Source organism: Rubrivivax gelatinosus, from assembly GCF_016583785.1.
In the GTDB taxonomy this organism is placed as follows: Bacteria; Pseudomonadota; Gammaproteobacteria; order Burkholderiales; family Burkholderiaceae_C; genus Rubrivivax; species Rubrivivax gelatinosus_B.
The window spans coordinates 1-22,260 of record NZ_NRRU01000069.1 but is presented as its reverse complement, the minus strand read 5'-3'; the positions used below and the strand labels follow the sequence as shown (position 1 = coordinate 22,260).

General features: G+C 69.8%; 27 protein-coding genes, 1 tRNA gene and 1 pseudogene. 19 read left to right on the top strand and 10 right to left on the bottom strand.

All coding sequences use genetic code 11. The features are described from left to right. Positions 1-90 precede the first annotated feature (90 nt). The 3 genes from CKO43_RS17275 to CKO43_RS17265 are packed head-to-tail and all read left to right on the top strand — an operon-like array spanning position 91 to position 3,520. Complete coding sequence (locus tag CKO43_RS17275) at positions 91-2,136, top strand: molybdopterin-containing oxidoreductase family protein (protein WP_200231002.1); 2,046 nt, start codon at positions 91-93, stop codon at positions 2,134-2,136. Next, a complete protein-coding gene (locus tag CKO43_RS17270; RefSeq protein ID WP_200379358.1) occupies positions 2,136-3,209 on the top strand; it encodes an aminopeptidase in 1,074 nt (357 codons plus the stop codon). The genes CKO43_RS17275 and CKO43_RS17270 overlap by 1 nt, the downstream gene beginning before the upstream one ends. Further along, positions 3,206-3,520, top strand: coding sequence for a polyhydroxyalkanoic acid system family protein (locus tag CKO43_RS17265; RefSeq protein WP_200230999.1), 315 nt, complete (start codon positions 3,206-3,208; stop codon positions 3,518-3,520). Before CKO43_RS17270 ends, CKO43_RS17265 begins: the two co-directional genes overlap by 4 nt. A gap of 5 nt (positions 3,521-3,525) precedes the next feature. Here the strand turns inward: CKO43_RS17265 and CKO43_RS17260 are convergent, their stop codons facing one another. Beyond that, positions 3,526-3,780 (bottom strand): acyl-CoA-binding protein, encoded by a 255-nt coding sequence (locus tag CKO43_RS17260; protein ID WP_200230998.1) that lies wholly within the window; start codon positions 3,778-3,780, stop codon positions 3,526-3,528. Between the two features lie 85 nt (positions 3,781-3,865). On the opposite strand from CKO43_RS17260, the gene CKO43_RS17255 reads away from it, so the two are divergent. Then, positions 3,866-5,302 carry a wax ester/triacylglycerol synthase family O-acyltransferase gene (locus tag CKO43_RS17255; protein ID WP_200230996.1) on the top strand — a complete coding sequence of 479 codons (1,437 nt, stop codon included), beginning with the start codon at positions 3,866-3,868 and terminating at the stop codon, positions 5,300-5,302. Here CKO43_RS17255 and CKO43_RS17250 read toward each other — a convergent pair. Beyond that, positions 5,299-6,075 carry a tetratricopeptide repeat protein gene (locus CKO43_RS17250; RefSeq protein WP_200230994.1) on the bottom strand — a complete coding sequence of 259 codons (777 nt, stop codon included), beginning with the start codon at positions 6,073-6,075 and terminating at the stop codon, positions 5,299-5,301. The two genes, CKO43_RS17255 and CKO43_RS17250, sit on opposite strands and share 4 nt — an antisense overlap. Next, positions 6,075-6,731 (bottom strand): TetR/AcrR family transcriptional regulator, encoded by a 657-nt coding sequence (locus tag CKO43_RS17245; RefSeq protein WP_200230992.1) that lies wholly within the window; start codon positions 6,729-6,731, stop codon positions 6,075-6,077. The genes CKO43_RS17250 and CKO43_RS17245 overlap by 1 nt, the downstream gene beginning before the upstream one ends. 56 nt (positions 6,732-6,787) lie before the next feature. Here CKO43_RS17245 and CKO43_RS17240 point away from each other — a divergent pair, with 56 nt between their 5' ends. The 15 genes from CKO43_RS17240 (at position 6,788) to CKO43_RS17170 (ending at position 18,177) form a co-directional block, all read left to right on the top strand. Then, the gene (locus tag CKO43_RS17240) at positions 6,788-7,693 is read left to right on the top strand and encodes an ABC transporter ATP-binding protein (protein ID WP_200230990.1); all 906 of its coding nucleotides are present in this window, start codon (positions 6,788-6,790) and stop codon (positions 7,691-7,693) included. Then, the gene (locus CKO43_RS17235; protein WP_200230989.1) at positions 7,693-8,463 is read left to right on the top strand and encodes an ABC transporter permease; all 771 of its coding nucleotides are present in this window, start codon (positions 7,693-7,695) and stop codon (positions 8,461-8,463) included. The genes CKO43_RS17240 and CKO43_RS17235 overlap by 1 nt, the downstream gene beginning before the upstream one ends. 57 nt (positions 8,464-8,520) lie before the next feature. Further along, entirely contained in the window at positions 8,521-9,123 is a 603-nt protein-coding gene (locus CKO43_RS17230) for an ATP-dependent Clp protease proteolytic subunit (RefSeq protein WP_200230987.1), read from the top strand. Then, entirely contained in the window at positions 9,123-9,386 is a 264-nt protein-coding gene (locus CKO43_RS17225; protein ID WP_200230986.1) for a BolA family protein, read from the top strand. Before CKO43_RS17230 ends, CKO43_RS17225 begins: the two co-directional genes overlap by 1 nt. 77 nt (positions 9,387-9,463) lie before the next feature. Next, positions 9,464-10,729, top strand: coding sequence for a UDP-N-acetylglucosamine 1-carboxyvinyltransferase (murA, locus tag CKO43_RS17220; RefSeq protein ID WP_200230985.1), 1,266 nt, complete (start codon positions 9,464-9,466; stop codon positions 10,727-10,729). Further along, entirely contained in the window at positions 10,726-11,367 is a 642-nt protein-coding gene (gene hisG, locus CKO43_RS17215) for an ATP phosphoribosyltransferase (RefSeq protein ID WP_200230984.1), read from the top strand. Before murA ends, hisG begins: the two co-directional genes overlap by 4 nt. A 67-nt stretch (positions 11,368-11,434) precedes the next feature. Then, on the top strand, positions 11,435-12,754 hold the full coding sequence (gene hisD, locus CKO43_RS17210) for a histidinol dehydrogenase (protein ID WP_200230983.1): 1,320 nt from the start codon (positions 11,435-11,437) through the stop codon (positions 12,752-12,754). Between the two features lie 58 nt (positions 12,755-12,812). Further along, a complete protein-coding gene (hisC, locus tag CKO43_RS17205) occupies positions 12,813-13,901 on the top strand; it encodes a histidinol-phosphate transaminase (protein WP_200230982.1) in 1,089 nt (362 codons plus the stop codon). Positions 13,902-13,912: 11 nt separating this feature from the next. Continuing rightward, positions 13,913-14,518: an imidazoleglycerol-phosphate dehydratase HisB gene (gene hisB, locus CKO43_RS17200; protein WP_200230981.1), complete on the top strand. Its 606-nt coding sequence runs from the start codon at positions 13,913-13,915 to the stop codon at positions 14,516-14,518. A 67-nt stretch (positions 14,519-14,585) separates the two neighbouring features. Next, on the top strand, positions 14,586-15,227 hold the full coding sequence (hisH, locus tag CKO43_RS17195) for an imidazole glycerol phosphate synthase subunit HisH (protein ID WP_200230978.1): 642 nt from the start codon (positions 14,586-14,588) through the stop codon (positions 15,225-15,227). Between the two features lie 25 nt (positions 15,228-15,252). Further along, a complete protein-coding gene (gene hisA, locus CKO43_RS17190; RefSeq protein WP_200230976.1) occupies positions 15,253-15,999 on the top strand; it encodes a 1-(5-phosphoribosyl)-5-[(5-phosphoribosylamino)methylideneamino]imidazole-4-carboxamide isomerase in 747 nt (248 codons plus the stop codon). 35 nt (positions 16,000-16,034) lie between these two features. After that, a complete protein-coding gene (gene hisF / locus CKO43_RS17185) occupies positions 16,035-16,814 on the top strand; it encodes an imidazole glycerol phosphate synthase subunit HisF (protein ID WP_200230974.1) in 780 nt (259 codons plus the stop codon). Further along, positions 16,811-17,395 carry a 16S rRNA (guanine(966)-N(2))-methyltransferase RsmD gene (gene rsmD, locus CKO43_RS17180; RefSeq protein ID WP_200230973.1) on the top strand — a complete coding sequence of 195 codons (585 nt, stop codon included), beginning with the start codon at positions 16,811-16,813 and terminating at the stop codon, positions 17,393-17,395. Before hisF ends, rsmD begins: the two co-directional genes overlap by 4 nt. 10 nt (positions 17,396-17,405) lie before the next feature. Continuing rightward, complete coding sequence (gene coaD, locus CKO43_RS17175) at positions 17,406-17,909, top strand: pantetheine-phosphate adenylyltransferase (RefSeq protein ID WP_200230972.1); 504 nt, start codon at positions 17,406-17,408, stop codon at positions 17,907-17,909. Between the two features lies 1 nt (position 17,910). Continuing rightward, a complete protein-coding gene (locus CKO43_RS17170; protein WP_200230971.1) occupies positions 17,911-18,177 on the top strand; it encodes a YfhL family 4Fe-4S dicluster ferredoxin in 267 nt (88 codons plus the stop codon). Here the strand turns inward: CKO43_RS17170 and CKO43_RS17165 are convergent. The 7 genes and pseudogenes from CKO43_RS17165 to CKO43_RS17135 form a co-directional block, all read right to left on the bottom strand. Further along, on the bottom strand, positions 18,161-18,523 hold the full coding sequence (locus CKO43_RS17165; protein WP_200379357.1) for a DUF4124 domain-containing protein: 363 nt from the start codon (positions 18,521-18,523) through the stop codon (positions 18,161-18,163). The two genes, CKO43_RS17170 and CKO43_RS17165, sit on opposite strands and share 17 nt — an antisense overlap. A 2-nt stretch (positions 18,524-18,525) precedes the next feature. Then, positions 18,526-19,158 (bottom strand): aminoacyl-tRNA hydrolase, encoded by a 633-nt coding sequence (pth, locus tag CKO43_RS17160; RefSeq protein ID WP_200230969.1) that lies wholly within the window; start codon positions 19,156-19,158, stop codon positions 18,526-18,528. Between the two features lie 93 nt (positions 19,159-19,251). After that, positions 19,252-19,899 (bottom strand): 50S ribosomal protein L25/general stress protein Ctc, encoded by a 648-nt coding sequence (locus CKO43_RS17155; RefSeq protein ID WP_200230968.1) that lies wholly within the window; start codon positions 19,897-19,899, stop codon positions 19,252-19,254. A gap of 80 nt (positions 19,900-19,979) precedes the next feature. After that, positions 19,980-20,942 (bottom strand): ribose-phosphate pyrophosphokinase, encoded by a 963-nt coding sequence (locus tag CKO43_RS17150; protein ID WP_346014472.1) that lies wholly within the window; start codon positions 20,940-20,942, stop codon positions 19,980-19,982. Positions 20,943-20,994: 52 nt separating this feature from the next. Further along, positions 20,995-21,071: transfer RNA gene (locus tag CKO43_RS17145), tRNA-Gln, on the bottom strand. Positions 21,072-21,109: 38 nt separating this feature from the next. Further along, positions 21,110-21,991 carry a 4-(cytidine 5'-diphospho)-2-C-methyl-D-erythritol kinase gene (gene ispE, locus CKO43_RS17140; RefSeq protein ID WP_200379360.1) on the bottom strand — a complete coding sequence of 294 codons (882 nt, stop codon included), beginning with the start codon at positions 21,989-21,991 and terminating at the stop codon, positions 21,110-21,112. A 58-nt stretch (positions 21,992-22,049) separates the two neighbouring features. After that, a pseudogene (locus CKO43_RS17135) lies at positions 22,050-22,260 on the bottom strand (outer membrane lipoprotein LolB); the annotation flags it as partial.

Here is a 22,260-nt window from a genome sequence, read left to right as displayed (position 1 = left end):
CCGGCATCCCGCGGCCGGGGACTTGGCCGCGTCGCCGTGCGGGCTGTGGTGGCGTGGCACCATCTCGCCCTGCCCAACGCCAGCCTGCCGATGAACACCGCCGCCTCCACCCGCGTCGTGCACGCCGTCTGCCCGCACGACTGCCCCGACACCTGCGCGATGCTGGTCACGGTCGAGAACGGCCGCGCGGTGCGTGTTCAGGGCGACCCCGAGCACCCGACGACGAACGGCGCGCTCTGCACCAAGGTCAGCCGCTACCCCGAGCGCAGCTATCACGCCGAACGGGTGCTGACACCGTTGAAGCGCATCGGCGCCAAGGGCCGCGGCGAGTTCGTTCCGGTCAGCTGGGACGAGGCGCTGGAGGACATCGCCACGCGGCTGAAGACCATCGCCGCACGCGAGCCCGAGGCCATCCTGCCCTACAGCTACGCCGGCACCATGGGCCTGGTGCAGGGCGAGAGCATGGCGGCGCGTTTCTTCAACCGGCTCGGCGCCTCGCGCCTGGACCGCACGATCTGCGCCTCGGCCGGCAGCGAAGCGCTGCTGGCCACCTACGGCATCAAGGCCGGCATGCACGTCGAGCATTTCGCCGAGAGCCGGCTGATCCTGATCTGGGGCAGCAACTCGATCACGTCGAACCTGCACTTCTGGACCATCGCCCAGGCCGCCAAGCGCCAGGGCGCCAAGCTGATCTGCATAGACCCGCGCCGCACCGAGACCGCCGAGAAGTGCCATGAACACCTGGCGCTGCGCCCCGGCAGCGACGGCGCGCTGGCGCTGGCGCTGATGCACGAACTCATCGCCCATGACTGGCTGGACCCGGACTACCTGGAGCGCTACGTCGACGGCTGGCCGGCGCTGCGCGACCGTGCGCTGCAGTGGCCGCCGGAGCGCGCCGCGGCCGTCTGCGGCCTGACGGTCGAGCAGATCCGCAGCCTGGCGCGCGACTACGGCACGACCAAGCCGGCGGCGATCCGGCTGAACTACGGCATGCAGCGTGTGCGTGGCGGCGGCAATGCGGTGCGGCTGATCGCCTTGCTGCCCTGCCTGACCGGCGCCTGGCGGCATCGCTCCGGCGGCCTGCTGCTGTCGGCCTCGGGCTGGTTCGCCGGCCGGCGCGACGACGCCTGGCTGCAGCGCCCGGACCTGCTGGCCGGGCGCCAGCCGCGCACGATCAACATGAGCACCATCGGCGACGACCTGCTGCGCGAGGCCTCGCCGGCCTTCGGGCCGCGCATCGAGGCGGTGGTCGTCTACAACAGCAACCCGGTGGCGGTGGCGCCCGAGAGCCGCAAGGTCGCCGCCGGTTTTGCACGCGAGGACCTGTTCACCGTCGTGCTCGAACACTTCCTGACCGACACCGCCGACCACGCCGATTACGTGCTGCCGGCGACGACCCAGCTCGAACACTGGGACGCGCACACCGCCTACGGCCACACCTACGCGCTGCTGAACAAACCGGCGATCGAACCGCTGGGCCAGGCGCGCTCCAATGCCGCGATCTTCCGCGCGCTGGCCGCACGCATGGGCTTCGACGACCCGTGTTTTGCCGACGACGACGAGACGCTGGCGCGGCGCGCCTTCCGCGCCGACCGGGTCGACCTCGATTCGCTGGAGCGGCGCGGCTGGGCCAAGCTCGACGTCGCCGAAGCGCCGTTCGCCCACGGTTTCCCGACGCCCTCGGGCAAGGCCATCGTCGACGCGCCCGGGCTGGGCGTGCCCGACCACGTGCCCAACTACGAGTGCGCCGAAGCGACGCCCGAGCTCGCCGGGCGCTACCCGCTGGCGATGATCTCGCCGCCGGCGCGCCACTTCCTCAACTCGACCTTCGTCAACGTCAAGAGCCTGCGTGCGGTCGAAGGCGAGCCGCTGCTCGAGATCCACCCCGAGGACGCCGCCGCGCGCGGCATCACCGACGGCGCCGAGCTGCGCGTCTTCAACGACCGCGGCGAGTACCGCTGCGCGGCGGCGGTCAGCACGCGTGCGCGGCCGGGTGTCGTCGTCGGCCTGGGCGTCTGGTGGCGCAAGCTGGGCCGCGACGGCACCAACGTCAACGAGCTGACGCACCAGCGGCTCACCGACATCGGCCGCGCGCCCAGCTTCTACGACTGCCTGGTCGAGGTGGCGGCCGCCTGATGCGCTGGTGCCGCGTGGCCGCGGTGCTCGCCGCGCTGGCGCTGCTCGGCGGCTGCAGCACCGTGTCCTATGTAGGGCAGGCCATAGGCGGCCACATCGAGCTGCTGCGCCAGGCGCGCCCGGTCGAGGACTGGATCGCCGACCCGGCGACACCCGCAGCGCTGCGCACCCGGCTGGAGCTGGCGCAGCGCCTGCGCGCCTATGCCGTCAGCGAGCTGAAGCTGCCCGACAACCGCAGCTACAAACGTTATGCCGACATCGGGCGCAAGGCCGTGGTCTGGAACGTGGTCGCCGCGCCCGAGCTGTCGCTCAAGCTGCAGACCTGGTGCTGGCCACTGATGGGCTGTGTCGGCTACCGCGGCTACTTCAGCCGCGACGGCGCCGACGCGCTGGCTGCCGAGCTGCGTGCGCAGGGGCTGGAGGTTTTCGTCTACGGCGTGCCGGCGTATTCGTCGCTGGGCTGGAGCGAGTGGCTGGGCGGCGACCCGCTGCTGTCGACCTTCATCGGCTGGCCCGAAGGCGAACTGGCGCGGCTGCTGTTCCACGAACTCGCGCACCAGGTCGTCTACGCCGCGGACGACACCGCCTTCAACGAGTCCTTCGCCACCGCCGTCGAGCGCCTGGGCGGCCAGCGCTGGCTGGCGCAGCACGCCGACGTCGCCGCGCGTGCCGATTACGAGGCCTTGGACCGGCGCCGGCGCGAGTTCCGCGCCCTGGTGCGCAAGACGCGCGAGGACTTGCGCGCGCTGTACACGAGCGACGCCGACGACGCCGCCAAACGCCGGCGCAAGGCCGAGCTGATGGCCGCGCTGCGTGCACGCCACGCGGCGCTGAAGCAGCAGGCCTGGGGTGGTTATGCGGGCTACGACGCCTGGTTCGACAATACGAACAACGCGGCGCTGGGTGTCCAGGCCGCATACGACGAGTGGGTGCCGGCGTTCGAGCAGCTGTTCGAACGCAGCGGCGCCGATTTCACGAGGTTTTATGCCGAGGTGGCGCGGCTGGCCGCGCTGCCCAAGGCCGAACGGCGCGCCGCGCTGGCGGCGGCCGCGGCCACAGGAGTTGACGAGTGAGCGATATCCGCATCCGACGCGAACACGATCTGGGCCTGCAAGCCGCACGCGAAGTCGCGGCCGACTGGGCCGAACAATGCCGGACCCAGTTCGACATGCAATGCACGCTGCTGCCGGGCGAGAGCAGCGACACGGTCGAATTCCGCCGCAGCGGCGTCAACGGCCGCTTGGTCGTTGCCGCCGATCATTTCGATCTCGACGCCAAACTGGGCTTTCTGCTCGGCGCCTTCAGCAAGACGATCGAACGCGAAATCCGCGACAACCTCGACAAGCAGCTGGCGCGCCACGCGGGCGGCGCCAGCCGCGCCTGAGGCGGCTACTTCAGGTCTTCGATCAGGGCTATGTATTCCTGCATCGCCTCGGCCGCGGACTTGCCTTTCAGCCCGGCCCAGGCGTCGTACTTGGCGCGGCCGACGAAGTCGGTGAAGCCGGGCCGGTCGCCTTCGACGTCGCCTGCCGTGGCCTGCTTGTAGAGCGAATAGATCTTCAACAGCGTGGCGTTGTCGGGTTTCTCCGGAAGCGACTTGCTTTCGGCGACCGCCTTTTCGAACGCAGCCTTGAGTTGCGGCATCGAACCTGTCTCCTGTTGACCCGTGATCCGGGCTTGACGCTGCCGATGTTAGCGGCCATCGTGGCCCGAAAAAGCGGAGGAGCACATGAGTCTTGACGCCGAGCGCATGTCGCGTGTCGACACCGCGTGGCTGCGCATGGACAACGACGTCAACCTGATGATGATCGTCGGTGTCTGGCTGCTGGAGCCGGCGATCACGCTGCAGGCCTTGCGCCTTCGGGTCGAGGAGCGTTTCCTGCGCTACGGGCGCTTCCGCCAGCGCGCGGTGCCCGACCTGCTGGGCGCCTCCTGGGTCGAGGACGAACACTTCGACCTTGAGCACCACGTCGTCGCGACGAAACTGCCGCGCCACCGCGGCCAGGACGAACGTGCCGCGCTGAAGGCCTTCTGCGCCGAACTGGCGGCGACACCGCTGGACCCCGAACGCCCGCTGTGGCAGTTCCACCTGATCGAGCGTTACGAAGGTGGCTCGGCCATCGTCGTGCGCCTGCACCACTGCATCGCCGACGGCATCGCGCTGATCTCGGTGATGCTGTCGATCACCGACGGCGGCACCGAACCGCCGCCGCACCCGCATCAGGCCCACGCGCACGAACACGACTGGCTGGCCGACGCCGTGCTGCGCCCGATCACGGACCTGACGGTCAAGGCCATCGGCATGTACGGCAACGGCGTCGCACGTTCGATGGAGATGCTGGCGCACCCGCAGACACGTTTCCTCGGTTCGCTGGCGGTCGCGCGCCACGGCTGGCAGGTGCTGCACGACGCCGCGTCGCTGGCGCTGATGGCCGACGACTCGCCAACGGCGCTGAAAGGCAAACCCGGCGGCCTGAAGGCCGTCGCCTGGAACGAGCCGCTGCCGCTGGACACCGTCAAGGCCGTCGGCAAGGCGCTGGGCTGCTCGATCAACGACGTGCTGCTGGCCTGCGCCGCCGGCGCGATCGGCCGCTACCTGCACGAACTCGGCGAGGACCCGGCGGGCAAGGAGATCCGGGCGATGGTGCCGGTGAACCTGCGCTCGACGGAGAAGGCCTGGCAGCTGGGCAACCGCTTCGGGCTGGCGCCGCTGGTGCTGCCGATCGGCATCGAGAACCCGATCGAGCGTGTCTACGCGGTGCGCCAGCGCATGGCGGAGTTGAAGGGCAGCTACCAGCCGCTGCTGGCGTTCGCGGTGCTGGCGATGGCGGGGTTCCTCGTCAAGCCGGTGCAGGACGCGGTGCTCAACCTCTTCGCGCGCAAGACCACCGCGGTGATGACCAACGTGCCCGGCCCGCGCGAGCCGCTGAAGTTCTGCGGCTCGACGCTGCGCCAGACCATGTTCTGGGTGCCGGCCTCGGGCGACGTCGGCCTGGGCGTCAGCGTGCTCAGCTACGGCGGAGGCGTGCAGTTCGGCCTGATCGCCGACACCGCGCTGTGCCCCGACCCGCAGGCCATCGTCGAGCGTTTCGAGCCCGAGTTCGAGAAGCTGCTGTGGCTGACGATGATGCTGCCCTGGCCAGGCGAGGACGGCGCGGCCGCTTAAACGTCCTTCAGCGCCAGCTTCGCCGCCTCGACTTCCAACCGCTCGGTGGCGTCGGCCGGGACGTGGCGCGCGGCTTCCTGCAGCAGCCGCCGGGCCTCGGGCCGCGCCGCCTCGCCTTCGAGGATCAGCAGCCCGCGGGCGACCTCGACCTTCACGATCGCGCTCGTCGGGTTCAGCGCCAGCGCCTGGCGGTAGTGCGCCAGGCCCTTGGCGGCGTCGGCGCCTTCGGTCATCGCCAGCAGCCGGCCGACACGCGCGATCGCTTCGGTGTGGAAGGTCGCCAGCGCCAGGTGTGCCTCGGGGTGCTGGGGCGCCAGCGCCAGCGTGCGCTCGAGGGACTGCCGCACCTGCGGCGCCAGGCGCTCGGCGACGAGCTTCAGCAGGTCCAGCGTCTCGGCGCGACGGCCCAGCGCGTAGGCGTGCCAGAACCAGCCGGCCGGGTTGGCGGGTTCGGCCTTCTGCTGCGCGAGCGCACGGCGCGCGACCTCGTCGACCATCGCCAGCCGCGTGCGTTCGGTGCGTTCGAGATAGGTCGACTGCAGCGCCTGGGCCTTGTTCGCCAGCGAGACGCCGGCCGGGCCCAGCGCCAGCGCGGCGTCGTAGGCGGCGCGGTATTCGCCAGCGTGGAAGTGTGCCCAGGCCGCCAGCAGCGCCGGGTCGCGCGGCAGCGGCTCTGCGTCACCCGCGTGCAGCCGCTTCCAGCGCCGGCGCAGCGCCGCCGGCTCGTAGACGTAGCCCGGGTCGGGCCAGGGGAAACGCACCCAGCGCGCCATCAGGCGCGGTAGGGCGCGGCGAGCGCGTTCAGGTGCGCGCGCGACTCGGCGTCCAGATAGGGCAGCAGCAGGCTCATCGCATGCCAGGCGCCACGCGCCAGCGCGGCACCGGCGCCTTCGGGTTCAAGCGCACGCCGCGGGTCGCGCACGTACTCGTAGCTCAGCCAGTAGGTCAGCACGACGACCATCGCCGTGGCCACCGGCTCGGCTTCTTCGTCGGCCAGCCGGACCGCGCCGCCGCGTGTCAGGCCGGCGAGCAGCTCGCGCACCGCGCGGCCCTTGTTCTTCAGCACGAACTGGAAGTGCGTCTCCAGCCGGCGGTTCTTGCTCAGCAGGTCGTTCAGGTCGCGGTAGAGGAAGCGGTACTGCCAGATCAGCTCGAAGAGCATGTGCAGGAACAGCCACGCGTCCTCGACGTTGGCGACGCCGTCGGCGGCCCGCAGCAGTTCGTCCAGCGCGCGTTCGTAACGGTCGAACAGCGCGTTGATCAGCTCGTCCTTGGCCGGGTAGTGGTAGTACAGATTGCCCGGGCTGATGCCGAGCTCGGCCGAGATCAGCGTCGTGCTGACGTTGGGCTCGCCGAACCGGTTGAAGAGGTCCAGCGTCACCTCGAGGATGCGTTCGGCGGTGCGCCGCGGCTTCTTGGGCGTCGGCATGGTGCGGGCCATTGTGCACCGGCGCTCGTGGAGCGCGCTGCCTACAATCCGCGCAGATGCCTGCTGTCCGTTTCGACCACGTCACCAAGACCTTTCGCACGCCCCGCGGCACCGTCCAGGCACTCGACGGCGTCAGCTTCGACATCGAACCGGGCGAGTTCTTCGGCCTGCTGGGCCCCAACGGCGCCGGCAAGACGACGCTGATCTCCATCCTCGCCGGGCTGGCGCGTGCCAGCGGCGGCTCGGTGCAGGTGATGGGCCACGACGTGCTCGCCGACTATGCCGCCGCGCGCCGCGCGCTCGGCATCGTGCCGCAGGAGCTGGTCTTCGACCCCTTCTTCAGCGTGCGCGAGACGCTGCGCATCCAGAGCGGCTACTTCGGCCTGAAGCACAACGACGACTGGATCGACGAGCTGCTCGCCAACCTGGGCCTGGCCGACAAGGGCGGCGCCAACATGCGCCAGCTCTCCGGCGGCATGAAGCGGCGCGTGCTCGTCGCCCAGGCGCTGGTGCACCGGCCGCCGGTCATCGTGCTCGACGAGCCCACCGCCGGCGTCGACGTCGAGCTGCGCCAGACGCTGTGGCATTTCATCGCGCGCCTGAACCGCGAAGGCCACACCGTGCTGCTGACGACGCACTACCTGGAAGAGGCCGAGGCGCTGTGCGGCCGCATCGCGATGTTGAAGCACGGCCGCGTCGTCGCGCTCGACCGCACCTCGGCGCTGCTGTCGGGCATGGCGAGCACGATGCTGCGTTTCAAGACCGACGGCGCGCTGCCGCCGGCGCTGGCCGCGCGTGCCCGCGTCACCGGCCGCATCGTGCAGCTGAAGGCGCACGACGCCGCCGAGGTCGAACGCGACCTGGCCGCGCTGCGCGAAGCCGGTGTGGCCGTCGAGGACCTGGAGATCGGCCGTGCCGACCTCGAGGACGTCTTCCTCGGCATCATGGGGGAGCAGGGCTGATGGCCGCGATCGACCTCGCCGGCGCCGGCACGCTGTTCCGCAAGGAGGTGCTGCGCTTCTGGAAGGTGGCTTTCCAGACCGTGGCCGCGCCGGTGCTGACGGCGGTGCTGTACCTGCTGATCTTCGGCCACGTGCTGGAAGACCACGTCGAAGTCTTCCCCGGCGTCGGCTACACCAGCTTCCTGGTGCCGGGGCTGGTGATGATGAGCGTGCTGCAGAACGCGTTCGCGAACAGCAGCTCGTCGCTGATCCAGAGCAAGATCACCGGCAACCTCGTCTTCCTGCTGCTGTCGCCGCTGTCGCACCGGGCCTGGTTCGTCGCCTACGTCGGCGCGTCGGCGGTGCGCGGCCTCGTCGTCGGCGGGGGCGTGCTGGCGGTGACGGTGTGGTTCGCGCCGCTGCACCTGGCCGAGCCGTGGTGGGTGCTGGTCTTCGCCGCGCTGGGCGCCGGCATGCTGGGCGCGCTCGGGCTGATCGCCGGGCTGTGGGCGGAGAAGTTCGACCAGCTCGCCGCGTTCCAGAACTTCATCGTCATGCCGATGACCTTCCTGTCCGGGGTCTTCTACTCGGTGAAGTCGCTGCCCGGCGTCTGGCAGGCCGCCAGCCACCTGAACCCGTTCTTCTACATGATCGACGGTTTCCGCCGCGGCTTCTTCGGCGCCAGCGACGTCTCGCCCTGGCTCAGCCTGGCGGTGGTCGGCAGCAGCTTCGTCGTCGTCTCGGCGGTCGCCTTGAAGCTGCTGGCGTCGGGCTACAAGCTGCGCTCCTGACCCCGCCGGCTGCAGCCTGAGATAATCGGGCCCCACACCCGCGAACGAGTCACCCGCATGACGCACTTCCACGCCGCCAGCGAAGCCAAGCCCGCCGACAAGGACGCCAAGCCCGCCGGCGGCCTGCAGGAGCAGCTCTCGTTCAAGTCGCGTTTCGTCCTCGTCTTCGGCGAGATCGACGACAAGCTCGCGCGCATCACCTGCGAGCGCCTGATCGCGCTGTCGCAGGACTCGGACGCGCCGATCAACATGCTGATCAGCAGCCCGGGCGGCCACGTCGAGAGCGGTGACGCGATCCACGACATGATCCGTTTCGTGCGCGCCCCGGTCACGACCATCGGCAGCGGCTGGGTCGCCAGCGCCGGCACCCACATCTTCCTGGCCGCGCCCAAGGAACGCCGGGTCTGCCTGCCGAACACGCGTTTCATGATCCACCAGCCCGCGGGCGGCGCCGGTGGCCGCGCCACCGACATCGCGATCCAGGCCAAGGAAATCATCAAGACGCGCGAGCGCATCGCCCGCGTCGTCGCCACCGAGACCGGCCAGAAGCTCGAGAAGGTGATGATCGACATGGAACGCGACTACTGGATGAGCGCCGACGAAGCCGTCACCTACGGCATCGTCTCGCGCGTCATCGAACGCCAGACGGACCTCGCCTGATGGCCGAGCCCAGCGTCGCCGAGGTCCGCGGCTACATCCAGGCCGGGCTGCCCTGCGAACACCTCGTGGTCGAAGGCGACGGCCGCCACTTCTTCGCGACCATCGTCTCCTCGGCCTTCGAGGGCCTGAACCGCGTGCGCCGCCACCAGCGGGTCTACGCCGCCCTGGGCGATAGAATGCGCGAGCAGATCCACGCGCTGTCGATGAAGACGCTCACGCCCGCCGAGTACTCGGCCGAAGGCGCCACCACCCACCACCCCTGACACGGCACCTGCGGTGCGCCGCGGGTGGCCGCGCGTCGCGTGCCGCCCGTCTGCGCCTGCGTGCCAAGAGCACCAGCATGGACAAACTCCTGATCCGCGGCGGCCGCCGCCTCCAAGGCGAGGTGTCGATTTCCGGCGCCAAGAACGCCGCGCTGCCCGAACTCTGCGCCGCGCTGCTCTGCGCCGAGCCGCTGACGCTGGACAACGTGCCCCGGCTGCAGGACGTGGCGACGATGCTGGCGCTGCTGCGCCGCATCGGCGTGCAGGTCGAGCGCGCTGAAGACCAGCCCGCCCGCGTCTGCCTGGCCGCCGGCGGTGCCATCGACCCGGTCGCGCCTTACGAGCTGGTGAAGACGATGCGCGCGTCCATCCTCGTGCTCGGCCCGCTGCTGGCGCGTTTCGGCCGCGCGACGGTGTCGCTGCCCGGTGGCTGCGCGATCGGCTCGCGCCCGGTCGACCAGCACATCAAGGGCCTGCGCGCGATGGGCGCAACGATAGCGGTCGAACACGGCAACATCGTCGCCAGCGCCGGGCGGCTGCGCGGCGCGCGCATCACGACGGACATGATCACCGTCACCGGCACCGAGAACCTGCTGATGGCCGCGGCGCTGGCCGAAGGCGAGACGGTGCTGGAGAACGCCGCCCAGGAGCCCGAGGTCACCGACCTGGCCGAACTGCTGATCGCGATGGGCGCGAAGATCGAAGGCCACGGCACGGGCCGCATCCGCATCCAGGGCGTCGAGCGCCTGCACGCGCCGGCCGTGCCGCACCGCATCGTGCCTGACCGCATCGAAGCCGGCACCTTCCTGTGCGCGGTGGCCGCCGCCGGCGGCGAGGTCGTGCTGCGCGACGCGCGCGCGCGCCATCTCGACGCCGTCATCGCCAAGCTGCGCGAAGCCGGCGTCACGGTCGAGGCCGGCGAGGACTGGATCCGCGTGCGTGCCGATGCGCGGCCGAAGGCGGTGAGCTTTCGCACCAGCGAGTACCCGGCCTTCCCGACCGACATGCAGGCCCAGTTCATGGCCGTGAACTGCATCGCCGACGGCGCCGCCAAGGTCTCGGAGACGATCTTCGAGAACCGCTTCATGCACGTCAACGAACTGGTGCGCCTGGGAGCGCAGATCCAGGTCGACGGCCACACCGCGATGATCCAGGGCGCGCCGCGCCTGTCCGGCGCCACCGTGATGGCGACCGACCTGCGCGCCTCGGCCAGCCTGGTGATCGCCGGGCTGGTGGCCGACGGCGCCACCACCGTCGAGCGCATCTACCACCTGGACCGCGGCTACGACTGCATGGAAGCCAAGCTGCGCGCGCTGGGCGCCGACATTGAGCGCGTCCGATGATCACGCTCGCACTGTCCAAGGGCCGCATCTTCGAGGACTCGCTGCCGCTCTTGAAGGCCGCCGGCATCGAGGTGCTGGAGGACCCGGAGAAGAGCCGCAAGCTGATCATCGGCACCACCCGGCCCGACGTGCGTGTGGTGCTGGTGCGCGCCAGCGACGTGCCGACCTACGTGCAGCACGGCGGCGCCGACCTGGGTGTCGCCGGCCTGGACGTGCTGCTCGAGCACGGCGACGGCCTGTACCGGCCGCTGGACCTGCGCATCGCGCGCTGCCGCATGAGCGTCGCCACACGCGCCGACTTCGACTACGGCCACGCGGTACGCCAGGGATCGCGCATCCGCGTCGCCACCAAGTACACGCAGATCGCGCGCCAGCACTTCGCCGCCAAGGGCGTGCACGTCGACCTGATCAAGCTCTACGGCTCGATGGAACTGGCGCCGCTGACCGGCCTGGCCGACGCCATCGTCGACCTGGTGTCCACCGGCAGCACGCTCAAGGCCAACAACCTCGTCGAGGTCGAGAAGGTGATGGACATCTCGTCGCGCCTGGTCGTCAACCCGGCGGCGCTGAAGCTGAAGCGCGCGCCGCTGCGGGCGCTGATCGACGCCTTCGAACAGGCGGTGGAGGCCCGCTCATGAGCCCTCAGAACTTGTTCGGGGCTCATTCCCGCTTGGCTGGAACGGCCGCAGGCCGGAGGGTGCCCCAATGAATCCCGTAGCCGTCACCCGCCTGTCCACCGCCGACGCCGGTTTCGAAGCCGGTTTCGAGCGTGTGCTGCACTGGTCGGCCGAGACCGACGCCGAGATCGAGGGCCGCGTCGCCGGCATCCTCGACGACGTGCGCCAGCGCGGCGACGCCGCGGTGCTGGAGTACACGGCACGTTTCGACCGCCTGCAGGCCGACTCGGTCGCGGCGCTGGAGATCGGCGCCGACGAGCTGCATGCCGCGCTGGACTCGATCACGCCGGCGCAGCGCTCGGCGCTCGAAGCCGCCGCCGAGCGGGTTCGCGACTACCACCAGCGCCAGCTGCAGGCCTGCGGCCAGAGCTGGAGCTACCGCGACGCCGACGGCACGCTGCTGGGCCAGAAGGTCACGCCGCTGGACCGTGTCGGCATCTACGTGCCCGGCGGCAAGGCGGCCTATCCGTCGAGCGTGCTGATGAACGCGATTCCGGCCCAGGTGGCGGGAGTCGGCGAGATCGTGATGGTCGTGCCCACGCCCGGCGGCGAGCGCAATCCGCTGGTGCTGGCAGCGGCTTCGGTCGCCGGCGCGCACCGCGTGTTCACGATCGGCGGCGCCCAGGCGGTGGCGGCGCTGGCCTACGGCACGGCCACCGTGCCGCGTGTCGACAAGATCACCGGCCCGGGCAACGCCTACGTCGCCAGCGCCAAGCGCCGCGTCTTCGGCCAGGTCGGCATCGACATGATCGCCGGCCCGAGCGAGATCCTGGTGCTGGCCGACGGCACGACGCCCGCCGACTGGGTGGCAATGGACCTCTTCAGCCAGGCCGAACACGATGAACTGGCGCAGAGCATCCTGCTCAGCCCCGACGCCGGCTACATCGCCGCGGTGCAGGCTGCGATCGACCGCCTGCTGCCGACGATGCCGCGGCAAGCGACCATCCGCGCCTCGCTCGAAGGCCGCGGTGCGCTGATCCACACGCGTTCGATGGAAGAAGCCTGCGAGATCGCCAACCGCGTCGCGCCCGAGCACCTGGAAGTGAGTTCGGCCGAACCCGGCCGCTGGGAGCCGCTGCTGCGCCACGCCGGCGCGATTTTCCTCGGCGCCTTCACCAGCGAGAGCCTGGGCGACTACTGCGCCGGCCCGAACCACGTGCTGCCGACCTCGGGCACCGCCCGTTTTTCGTCGCCGCTGGGCGTCTACGATTTCCAGAAACGCAGCAGCCTGATCGAGGTGAGCGAAGCCGGCGCCCAGGTGCTGGGCCCGATCGCCGCCGAGCTGGCCTACGGCGAAGGCCTGCAGGCGCACGCCCGGGCTGCCGAACTGCGCCTGAAGCCGCGTTGAGCCCGGCCTGAGCTCAACGCGGCATTCCGTCTCCCGTCCCCAGGCCCGAAAGCTCCCGATGAAGCCCGATCTCCCGCAGTTGATGGCCCGCGTCGTCCGCCAGGACATCCAGGGGCTGCACGCCTACGCGGTGCAGCCCTCGGCCGGCTTCGTCAAGCTGGACACGATGGAGAACCCGTACCGGCTGCCCGAGGCGCTGCAGCAGGCGCTGGGCGAGCGCCTGGGCCGCGTCGCGATCAACCGGTACCCGGCCGAACGTACCGAGGACCTGAAGGCGGCGCTGGCGGCTTTCGCCGGTCTGCCCGAAGGCTGCGCGCTGACGCTGGGCAACGGCTCCGACGAGATCATCACGATGCTGAGCATGGCCTGCGCCGTGCCGGGCGCGGTCTTCATGTCGCCGCTGCCGAGCTTCGTGATGTACGGGCTGTCGGCGGCGCTGCAGGGCGTGCGTTTCGTCGGCGTACCGCTGACGGCCGACTTCGAGCTCGACGAAGCGGCGATGACGGCGGCGATCGCCGAACACCGGCCTTCGCTGCTGTATCTCTCGTACCCGAACAACCCCAGCGGCAACCTCTGGGACGACGCCGTCATCGAGCGCCTGATCGCGGCGATGGCCGAGGCCGGCGGCCTGGTCGTGATGGACGAGGCCTACCAGCCGTTTGCCGCGCGCGACTCGATGGCGCGGCTGGCGGCCAACCCGCACGTGCTGGTGATGCGCACGATGAGCAAGTTCGGCCTGGCCGGCGTGCGCATCGGCTACCTGATGGGCCGCAGCGCGCTGATCGGCGAGATCGACAAGCTGCGCCCGCCGTTCAACGTCAGCGTGCTCAACGCCGAAGCCGCGCTGTTCGCACTGGAGCATGCCGACGAATACGCGCGTCAGGCGGCCGAGATCCGTGTCCAGCGCCAGCGCCTGTACGACGCGCTGCTGGCGATGCCCGGCGTGCACCCCTGGCCCAGCGAGGCGAACATGATCCTCGCGCGTGTGCCCGACGCCGCCGCCGCCTTTGCCGCCGTCAAGGCGCAGGGCGTGCTGGTGAAGAATGTCTCCGCGCTGCACCCGCTGCTGGCCAACTGCCTGCGCCTGACCGTCGGCACGCCCGAGGAGACCGGGCGCCTGATCGACGCCTTGCGCGCGAGCCTGTGAAAGACGACGCCATGGACACCCCGACCCCCGCCCGCAGCGCCGAAGTCCGGCGCGACACCCGCGAGACGCGCATCCGCGTGCGCATCGACCTCGACGGCCGCGGCGACGCCAAGCTCGCCACCGGCATCGGTTTTCTCGACCACATGCTCGACCAGGTGGCGCGCCACGGCATGATCGACCTCGAAGTCGAGTGCGAGGGCGATCTGCACATCGACGGCCACCACAGCGTCGAGGACATCGGCATCACGCTGGGCCAGGCCGTCGCCCAGGCCGTCGGCGACAAACGTGGCATCACGCGCTACGGCCACAGCTACGTGCCGCTGGACGAGGCGCTGTCGCGGGTCGTCGTCGATTTCTCCGGCCGCCCCGGGCTGGCCTTTGACGTCAAGTTCACCGCCGGTGCGATCGGCGCGCTCGACACCCAGCTCGTCTACGAGTTCTTCCAGGGCTTCGTGAACCACGCGCTGGTCACGCTGCACGTCGACAACCTGAAGGGCATCAACGCCCACCACCAGTGCGAGACGGTGTTCAAGGCCTTCGGTCGCGCGCTGCGCATGGCGCTCGCGGCCGACCCGCGTGCGGCCGGCATCGTGCCGTCGACGAAGGGCTGTCTGTGAGCGCGCAGGACTTGTCCGGCGCTCACTCCCGCCTGGCGGGATCGGCCGTCAGGCCGGAGGGTGCGTTATGAGCACGGTTGCCGTCGTCGACTACGGCATGGGCAACCTGCGCTCGGTGTCGCAGGCGGTGATGCACGTCGCCGCGGGTACCGGGCACGAGGTCGTCGTCACCTCGCGGCCGGAGCAGGTCTTCGCCGCCGAGCGCATCGTGCTGCCGGGGCAGGGCGCGATCCGCGACTGCATGCGCGAGCTGCGCGACTCCGGCCTGCTCGAGGCGGTGCTGGACGCCGCCGCGAACAAGCCGCTGATGGGCGTGTGCGTGGGCATGCAGATGTTGCTGACGCACAGCGAGGAGCAGGACACGCCCGGGCTGGACCTGATCCCCGGCGAGGTGAAGCGTTTCCGCCTCGACGGGCAGCTGCAGGAGGACGGCAGCCGCTACAAGGTGCCGCAGATGGGCTGGAACCAGGTGCGCCAGCGTCCGCATGCGCTCTGGGCCGGCGTGCCCGACGGCGCCTGGTTCTATTTCGTCCACAGCTACTTCGCCGCACCGGCGGATGGCGCGCACATCGCGGGCGAAACCGACTACGGCACACGCTTTACCTGTGCCATCGCGCGGGATAACATTTTTGCGACGCAGTTCCATCCCGAGAAAAGCGCCGCGCACGGGCTCAGCCTCTACCGGAATTTCCTAAGCTGGAAACCCTGATCCCGAACCTCCAACGCGACGAGCCATGCTGCTGATCCCCGCCATCGACCTGAAGGACGGCAAGTGCGTCCGCCTGCAACAAGGCGACATGAATGTGTCGACGACCTTCGGCGAAGACCCCGCCGCGATGGCGCGCCGCTGGCTCGATGCCGGCGCGCGCCGATTGCACCTGGTCGACCTGAACGGCGCTTTTGCCGGCCGCCCGATCAACGAGGCCGCGGTCAAGGCCATCCTGGCTGAAGTCGGCGACGAGATCCCGGTGCAACTGGGTGGCGGCATCCGCGACCTGGACACGATCGAGCGCCTGCTCGACGACGGCATCAGCTACGTGATCATCGGCACCGCGGCGGTCAAGAGCCCGGGTTTCCTGAAGGACGCCTGCACGGCCTTCGGCGGCCACATCATCGTCGGCCTGGACGCCAAGGACGGCAAGGTCGCGACAGACGGCTGGAGCAAGCTCACCGGCCACGAGGTCGTCGACCTGGCGAAGAAGTTCGAGGACTACGGCGTCGAGGCCGTCGTCTACACCGACATCGGCCGCGACGGCATGCTCACCGGCATCAACATCGAGGCCACCGTCAAGCTGGCGCAGGCGCTGTCGATTCCCGTCATCGCCTCGGGCGGCCTGTCGGACCTGGCGGACATCGAACGCCTGTGCGGCGTCGAGCCCGAGGGTGTCGAAGGCGTCATCTGCGGGCGCAGCATCTACACCGGCGCGCTCGACTTCGCCGCCGCCCAGGCGCGTGCCGACGAGCTGAACGGCGCCGCCTAAGCCTCACTCTGCCGCCCCGCCACCGGGGCGTTTCCATGCTCGCCAAACGCATCATCCCCTGCCTGGACGTCACCGGCGGCCGGGTCGTCAAGGGCGTCAACTTCGTCGAACTGCGCGACGCCGGCGATCCGGTCGAGATCGCCGCGCGCTACAACGACCAGGGCGCCGACGAACTCACCTTCCTCGACATCACCGCCACCAGCGACGGCCGCGACCTGATCCTGCACATCATCGAAGCCGTGGCCTCGCAGGTCTTCATCCCGCTGACGGTGGGCGGCGGCGTGCGCACGGTCGAGGACGTGCGCCGGCTGCTCAACGCCGGTGCCGACAAGGTCAGCTTCAACTCGGCGGCGGTCGCCAACCCGCAGGTCATCCGCGACGCATCCGAGAAGTACGGCGCGCAGTGCATCGTCGTCGCGATCGACGCCAAGCGCCGCCAGGGCGAGGACCTGGCCGCGCGCGGCCCGGGCTGGGACGTCTATACCCACGGCGGGCGCAAGAACGTCGGCCTGGACGCGGTGGCCTGGGCACGGCAGATGACGGACTGCGGCGCCGGCGAGATCCTGCTGACCAGCATGGACCGCGACGGCACCAAGAGCGGTTTCGACCTGGAGCTGACCCGCGCCGTCGCCGACGCGGTGCCGGTGCCGGTGATCGCCTCCGGTGGCGTCGGCACGCTGGAGCACCTGTCCGATGGCATACGCCTGGGCGGCGCCGACGCGGTGCTGGCCGCCAGCATCTTCCACTACGGCGAATTCACCGTCGCCCAGGCCAAGGCGCTGATGGCGCGCGACGGCATTCCGGTGCGGCCGTGAAGACGACGTCCCGGGGGCGCCCGAACGAGGTGCGCCTGATCGGCGGCCAGTGGAAACGCAGCAAGCTGCCGGTGGCCGAGCGCCCCGGGCTGCGGCCCACGCCCGACCGCGTGCGCGAGACGCTGTTCAACTGGCTGGGCCAGGACCTGACGGGCTGGCGCGTGTTGGACGCGTTCGCCGGCAGCGGTGCGCTCGGTTTCGAGGCCGCGTCGCGCGGCGCCAGGCAGGTGCTGCTGCTGGAGCAGGATGCGCGGCTCGTCGCCTCGCTGAACGCATCGGCCCAGCGCCTGGGTGCGAGTGGCCTGGAGGCGCGGCGCGGCGACGCGATGGCCTGGATGGCGTCGGCGCCGCCGGCAGCCTGGGAACTGGTGTTGCTCGACCCGCCGTTCGACGCGGCGCTGGCGCCGGCGGCGGCGCGGCTGGCGGCGGCGCTGGTCGTGCCCGGTGGTTTTGTCTACGTCGAAAGCGGCGAGCCCATCGCCGAGCCGCCGCCTGGGCTCGAATCCCACCGTCAGGGGCAGGCCGGCGCGGTGTGTTTCCAACTGTTCCGGCGCGGCTACACTGCCCCGGTTTCGTCCTGAGGACCGTGCCGTGACCACCGTCACTCCGCTGACCGCCGTGTATCCCGGCACCTTCGACCCGATGACGCTGGGTCACGAAGACCTGATGCGCCGCGGCTCGCGGCTGTTCGATCGCCTGATCCTGGCCGTCGCCGCCGGGCACCACAAGCGCACGATGTTCACGATCGACGAGCGCCTGGAGATCGCGCGCGAGATCGCCGCGCCCTACGGCAACGTCGAGGTTGTCGCGTTCCGTGGTCTGCTGCGCGACTTCGTCGTCGCCGCCGGCGCCAAGGTCATCGTGCGCGGGCTGCGCGCCGTCAGCGACTTCGAATACGAGTTCCAGATGGCCGGCATGAACCGGCAACTGATGCCCGACGTCGAGACCGTCTTCATGACGCCCTCGGACCAGTACCAGTTCGTCAGCGCGACCTTCGTGCGCGAGATTGCCACCCTTGGCGGCGATGTCTCCAAGTTCGTGGCACCTTCGGTGCTTGAACGTCTACAGGACCGGGTGAACCAGCCCACCGCCTGACATGGCTCTCTGGATTACCGACGAGTGCATCAACTGCGATGTCTGCGAGCCCGAGTGCCCGAACCAGGCGATCACGATGGGCGAGGAGCACTACGTCATCGACCCGCGGCGCTGCACCGAGTGTGTCGGCCATTTCGACGAGCCGCAGTGTGTGCAGGTCTGCCCGGTCGAGTGCATCCCGGTGAACCCGGAACACGTCGAAAGCCGCGAGCAGCTGGCGCTGAAGTACCGCGCGCTGCAGTCGGGCGCGGCTAGCGCTGCTTCTTAGCGCTCTTCTTCTTTTTCTTCTTCGTCTCGGGCTTGTCCTTGCGGCGCGCCGGTTCGGCGAGCGCCGGCTTGGGCTCGACGAAGGCGCCGGGTGCCGCCTGGGCCTGGCGTTCGCGCGCGTGGCGTTCGGCGCGCAGGCTCTCGGCCAGGGCCGCCTCGCGGCGTGCGACCTCGCGTGCGGCGGCGGTCTCCTCGGCGTCGGGGCGGTCGTCGGTGACCGCCAGCTTCGTGCCGTCGCTGCAGGGGTGGTCCTGCAGCGTGCGGCCGTCGGGCCCGCAGCGCCAGATCGGCTGCGCCGCTGCCGCGCCGGCCAGCGCCAGAAGGGCGAGGGCGAGCGCGGCACGCATGTTCAGGGCGCGGGCGTGGCGTCCGGCGGAGCCGGGCGCGGTGGCTTGGGCGGCTTGGGCCGCGGCGGCTGGGCGTGGATCTTCTGCAGCGCCTGGTCCATCTCGCCGGCGATCAGCAACTCCGACGCCGCCAGCGACTGCTCGATCGCCTTGGCGATCGCCTCGCGGTGGTCGGGTGAGGGTTTTTTCAGCACCCAATTGACGACCTCGGCCTTGTTGCCGGGGTGGCCGACACCGAGCCGCAGGCGCCAGAAGTCCAGCGTGCCGAGCTGGCTGTGGATGTCTTTCAGGCCGTTGTGGCCGGCGGCGCTGCCGCCGAACTTCAGCTTGGCCTGGCCGGGCAGCAGGTCGAGCTCGTCGTGCACGACGAGGATTTCCTTCGGCTCGATCTTGAAGAAACGCGCCAGCGTCGCGACCGAGAAGCCCGAGCGGTTCATATAGGTCATCGGCTCGAGCAGCCAGACCGGGCCGCCGGGCTGGTTCACGCGTGCGGCCAGCGCCTGGTAGCCGCGTTCGGGCACGAGGCGCGCGCCGAGTTTGTCGGCCAGCGCGTCCAGCCACCAGAAGCCGGCGTTGTGGCGTGTGGCCTCGTATTCAGGGCCGGGGTTGCCCAGGCCGACGAAGAGACGAATCATGGTGTGGCGGATTATCCGGGGCCCGAAAACGACGAGGCCCCACCGAGGTGGGGCCCGAAGCGGTGTGTGTCGCCGGCACCAGCCGGCGCGACATCACTTCTTGTTCTGCTTCTCGTCCTTCTTGGCCTTGCCCTTGCCCTTTTCGGCAGCGGCGACGACCGGGGCGGCGATCACTTCTTCCTCGACCTTGGGCAGCGCGACCGAGACGATCGCCGGGTTCAGCGTGCCGTGGCGCACGGCCTTGATGCCGGCCGGCAGCTTCAGGTTGCTGACGTGCAGGGTCTGGTTCTTCACCAGGCCCGACAGGTCGATCGTGACGAACTCGGGCAGCTGCGAAGCCAGGCACTCGATTTCGAGTTCGGTGGCGACGTGGCTGATCACGCACTTGTCGGTCTTCACCGCCGGCGAGTTTTCTTCGCCTTCAAAGTGCAGCGGCACCTTCTTGCGCAGGCGCGTCGTTTCGTCGACGCGCTGGAAGTCCACGTGCATGACGATCGGCTTCCAGGCGTGCATCTGGAAGTCGCGCAGCAGGACCTTCTCGACCTGGCCCGCCAGTTCCATCTCGAGGATGGACGAGTGGAAGGCTTCCTTCTTCAGTGCGAAGAACAGGGCGTTGTGATCGAGCTCGATCATCTTCGGTTCGCCGGCACCGTAGACGATGCCGGGCACCTTGGCGGCGTTGCGCAGGCGGCGGCTCGCTCCGGTCCCCTGGACGCTACGCTCGAAAGCGGTGAATTTCATGTGGACTCCACAGTTGCAACAAAGGGCCCGCGACCAGGCCCCAAAAAGGAAAGGGCTCGCGAAGCGAGCCCGCTTTCCCGTCAGAAATTACTGTTCTGCTCGGCGAAGAGCGAGGTCACCGATTCGCCGTCGCTGATGCGGCGGATGGTTTCGGCGAACAGGAAGGCGACGCTCAGCTGGCGGATCTTGGGGCAGGCCTTGGCCTCGGCGCTCATCGGGATCGTGTTCGTGATCACGACCTCGTCGATCTGCGACTTGGCGATGCGCTCGACCGCCGGGCCCGAGAACACCGGGTGCGTGCAGTAGGCGTAGACGCTCTTGGCGCCGCGTTCCTTCAGCACCTCGGCCGCCTTCACCAGCGTGCCGGCGGTGTCGATCATGTCGTCCATGATCACGCAGTTGCGGCCGTCGATCTCGCCGATGATGTGCATCACCTCGGAGACGTTGGCCGCCGGGCGGCGCTTGTCGATGATCGCCAGGTCGCAGCCCAGCTGCTTGGCCAGCGCCCGGGCGCGCACGACGCCGCCGACGTCAGGCGAGACCACGACCAGGTCCTTGTAGGCCTTGCTCTTCAGGTCCGACAGCAGCACCGGGCTGGCGTAGATGTTGTCGACCGGGATGTCGAAGAAACCCTGGATCTGGTCGGCGTGCAGGTCCATCGTCAGCAGGCGCTCGACGCCGACGGTTTCCAGCAGGTTGGCGACGACCTTGGCGCTGATCGGCACGCGGGTGCTGCGCGGACGGCGGTCCTGGCGCGCGTAGCCGAAGTACGGGATCACGGCGGTGATGCGGCGAGCGCTGGCGCGCTTCAACGCATCGACCATGATCAGCAGCTCCATCAGGTTTTCGTTGGTCGGGCTGCAGGTGGGCTGCACGACGAAGACGTCGCGCGCTCGCACGTTCTGCCTGATTTCGACCGTCACCTCGCCGTCGGAGAAACGTCCCACCGAGGCCCGCCCCAGTTCGACGCTGAGATGGGTGGCGATTTCCTGTGCCAGCACCGGATTCGCATTGCCGGTGAAGAGCACGGTGTTGAACAGCACGATGGGGATCTCCGCAGAGCGCTGACGGCGAAGGTGCCGTCAGAGAGAAATTTGGCAGGGGAGGAAGGACTCGAACCCTCGCATGTCGGAATCAAAATCCGATGCCTTGACCAACTTGGCGACTCCCCTACACAGGAACCGGCTGACGCCGACCCCTTGAAACTGTCTCAGTCCCGAGCCCAGCCGACAAGCGGATGCTGCTCCAGACTGCGACACATCCGACCCACCCAACCTTCGGCAAGCTCGGCTTGCTGAAATGTCGCCACGGGTTGATCGCCTGTGCCGGCTCTCGCAAAAACTGCGCTGCCTGATCCCGTCATCCGGCTGTTGCCGAAGCGGGCCTCGAGGAATTGCAGGGCTTTCGCCACGTCGCTGCACCGGTCCTGCGCGGGGGGCTGCATGTCGTTGCTGCCGTATCCCGTACTGAACTTCGTTACAACAAAGTCATCTGCGAGCGAGCCCAAGACTATAGCAGAAGTATCCCGTTTGAGAAGAGGGTGGCTGAAGATTTCTTTCGTGGCGAGGCCTGCCGGCGGCTTGACGACCGCGTACCACTGGCGCGGCAGCTGCAGCGGCGTCAGCTGTTCGCCTATGCCTTCGACGAAGGCATTGCGGCCGCCGACGAAGAAGGGCACGTCGGCGCCCAGCGTCGCGCCCAGCGCCAGCAGGCGCTCGCGCGGCCAGTCCAGCGCCCACAGCCGGTTCAGCGCCAGCAGCACCGTCGCCGCGTCCGAACTGCCGCCGCCCATGCCGGCGCCGGCCGGCAGCGTCTTCATGATCGAGATGTCCACCCCCAGCGCCGTGCCGCTGGCGGCCTGCAGCGCGCGCGCGGCGCGCAGGCACAGGTCTTCCGGCGGCAGCGCGGCGCCGAGGTCGTGGCGCTCGATGCGGCCGTCGTCGCGGCGCTCGAAGTGCAGCGTGTCGGCCCAGTCGATCAGCACGAAGGGCGACTGCAGCAGGTGGTAGCCGTCGGCGCGGCGGCCGACGATGTGCAGGAACAGGTTGAGCTTGGCCGGGGCCGGAACGTCGAGCAGCGATCTCAAGGTCATGGGCCGCGACTCTAAGACCTGACGCCGCGTGCCGCGCTTGCGCCGCGCCAAGCGCGTTTCAGCCTGGAGTCTCCAGCCGCACGCGCACCTGCACCGGCGGCGGCGCCGCGCGCGCGGCTTCGATCCAACCTTCGTCGCGGCGTGCGAGGTCGACGTTCCAGCCGAGCTGCTCGAAGCCGCGCGCCGTCGCCGCATGGGGCGCCCCCGACCAGGGGCGCCCGGCCAGCCAGTCGGGCAGCGCCGCCAGCGGCAGCGTCTCGCCCAGCGCC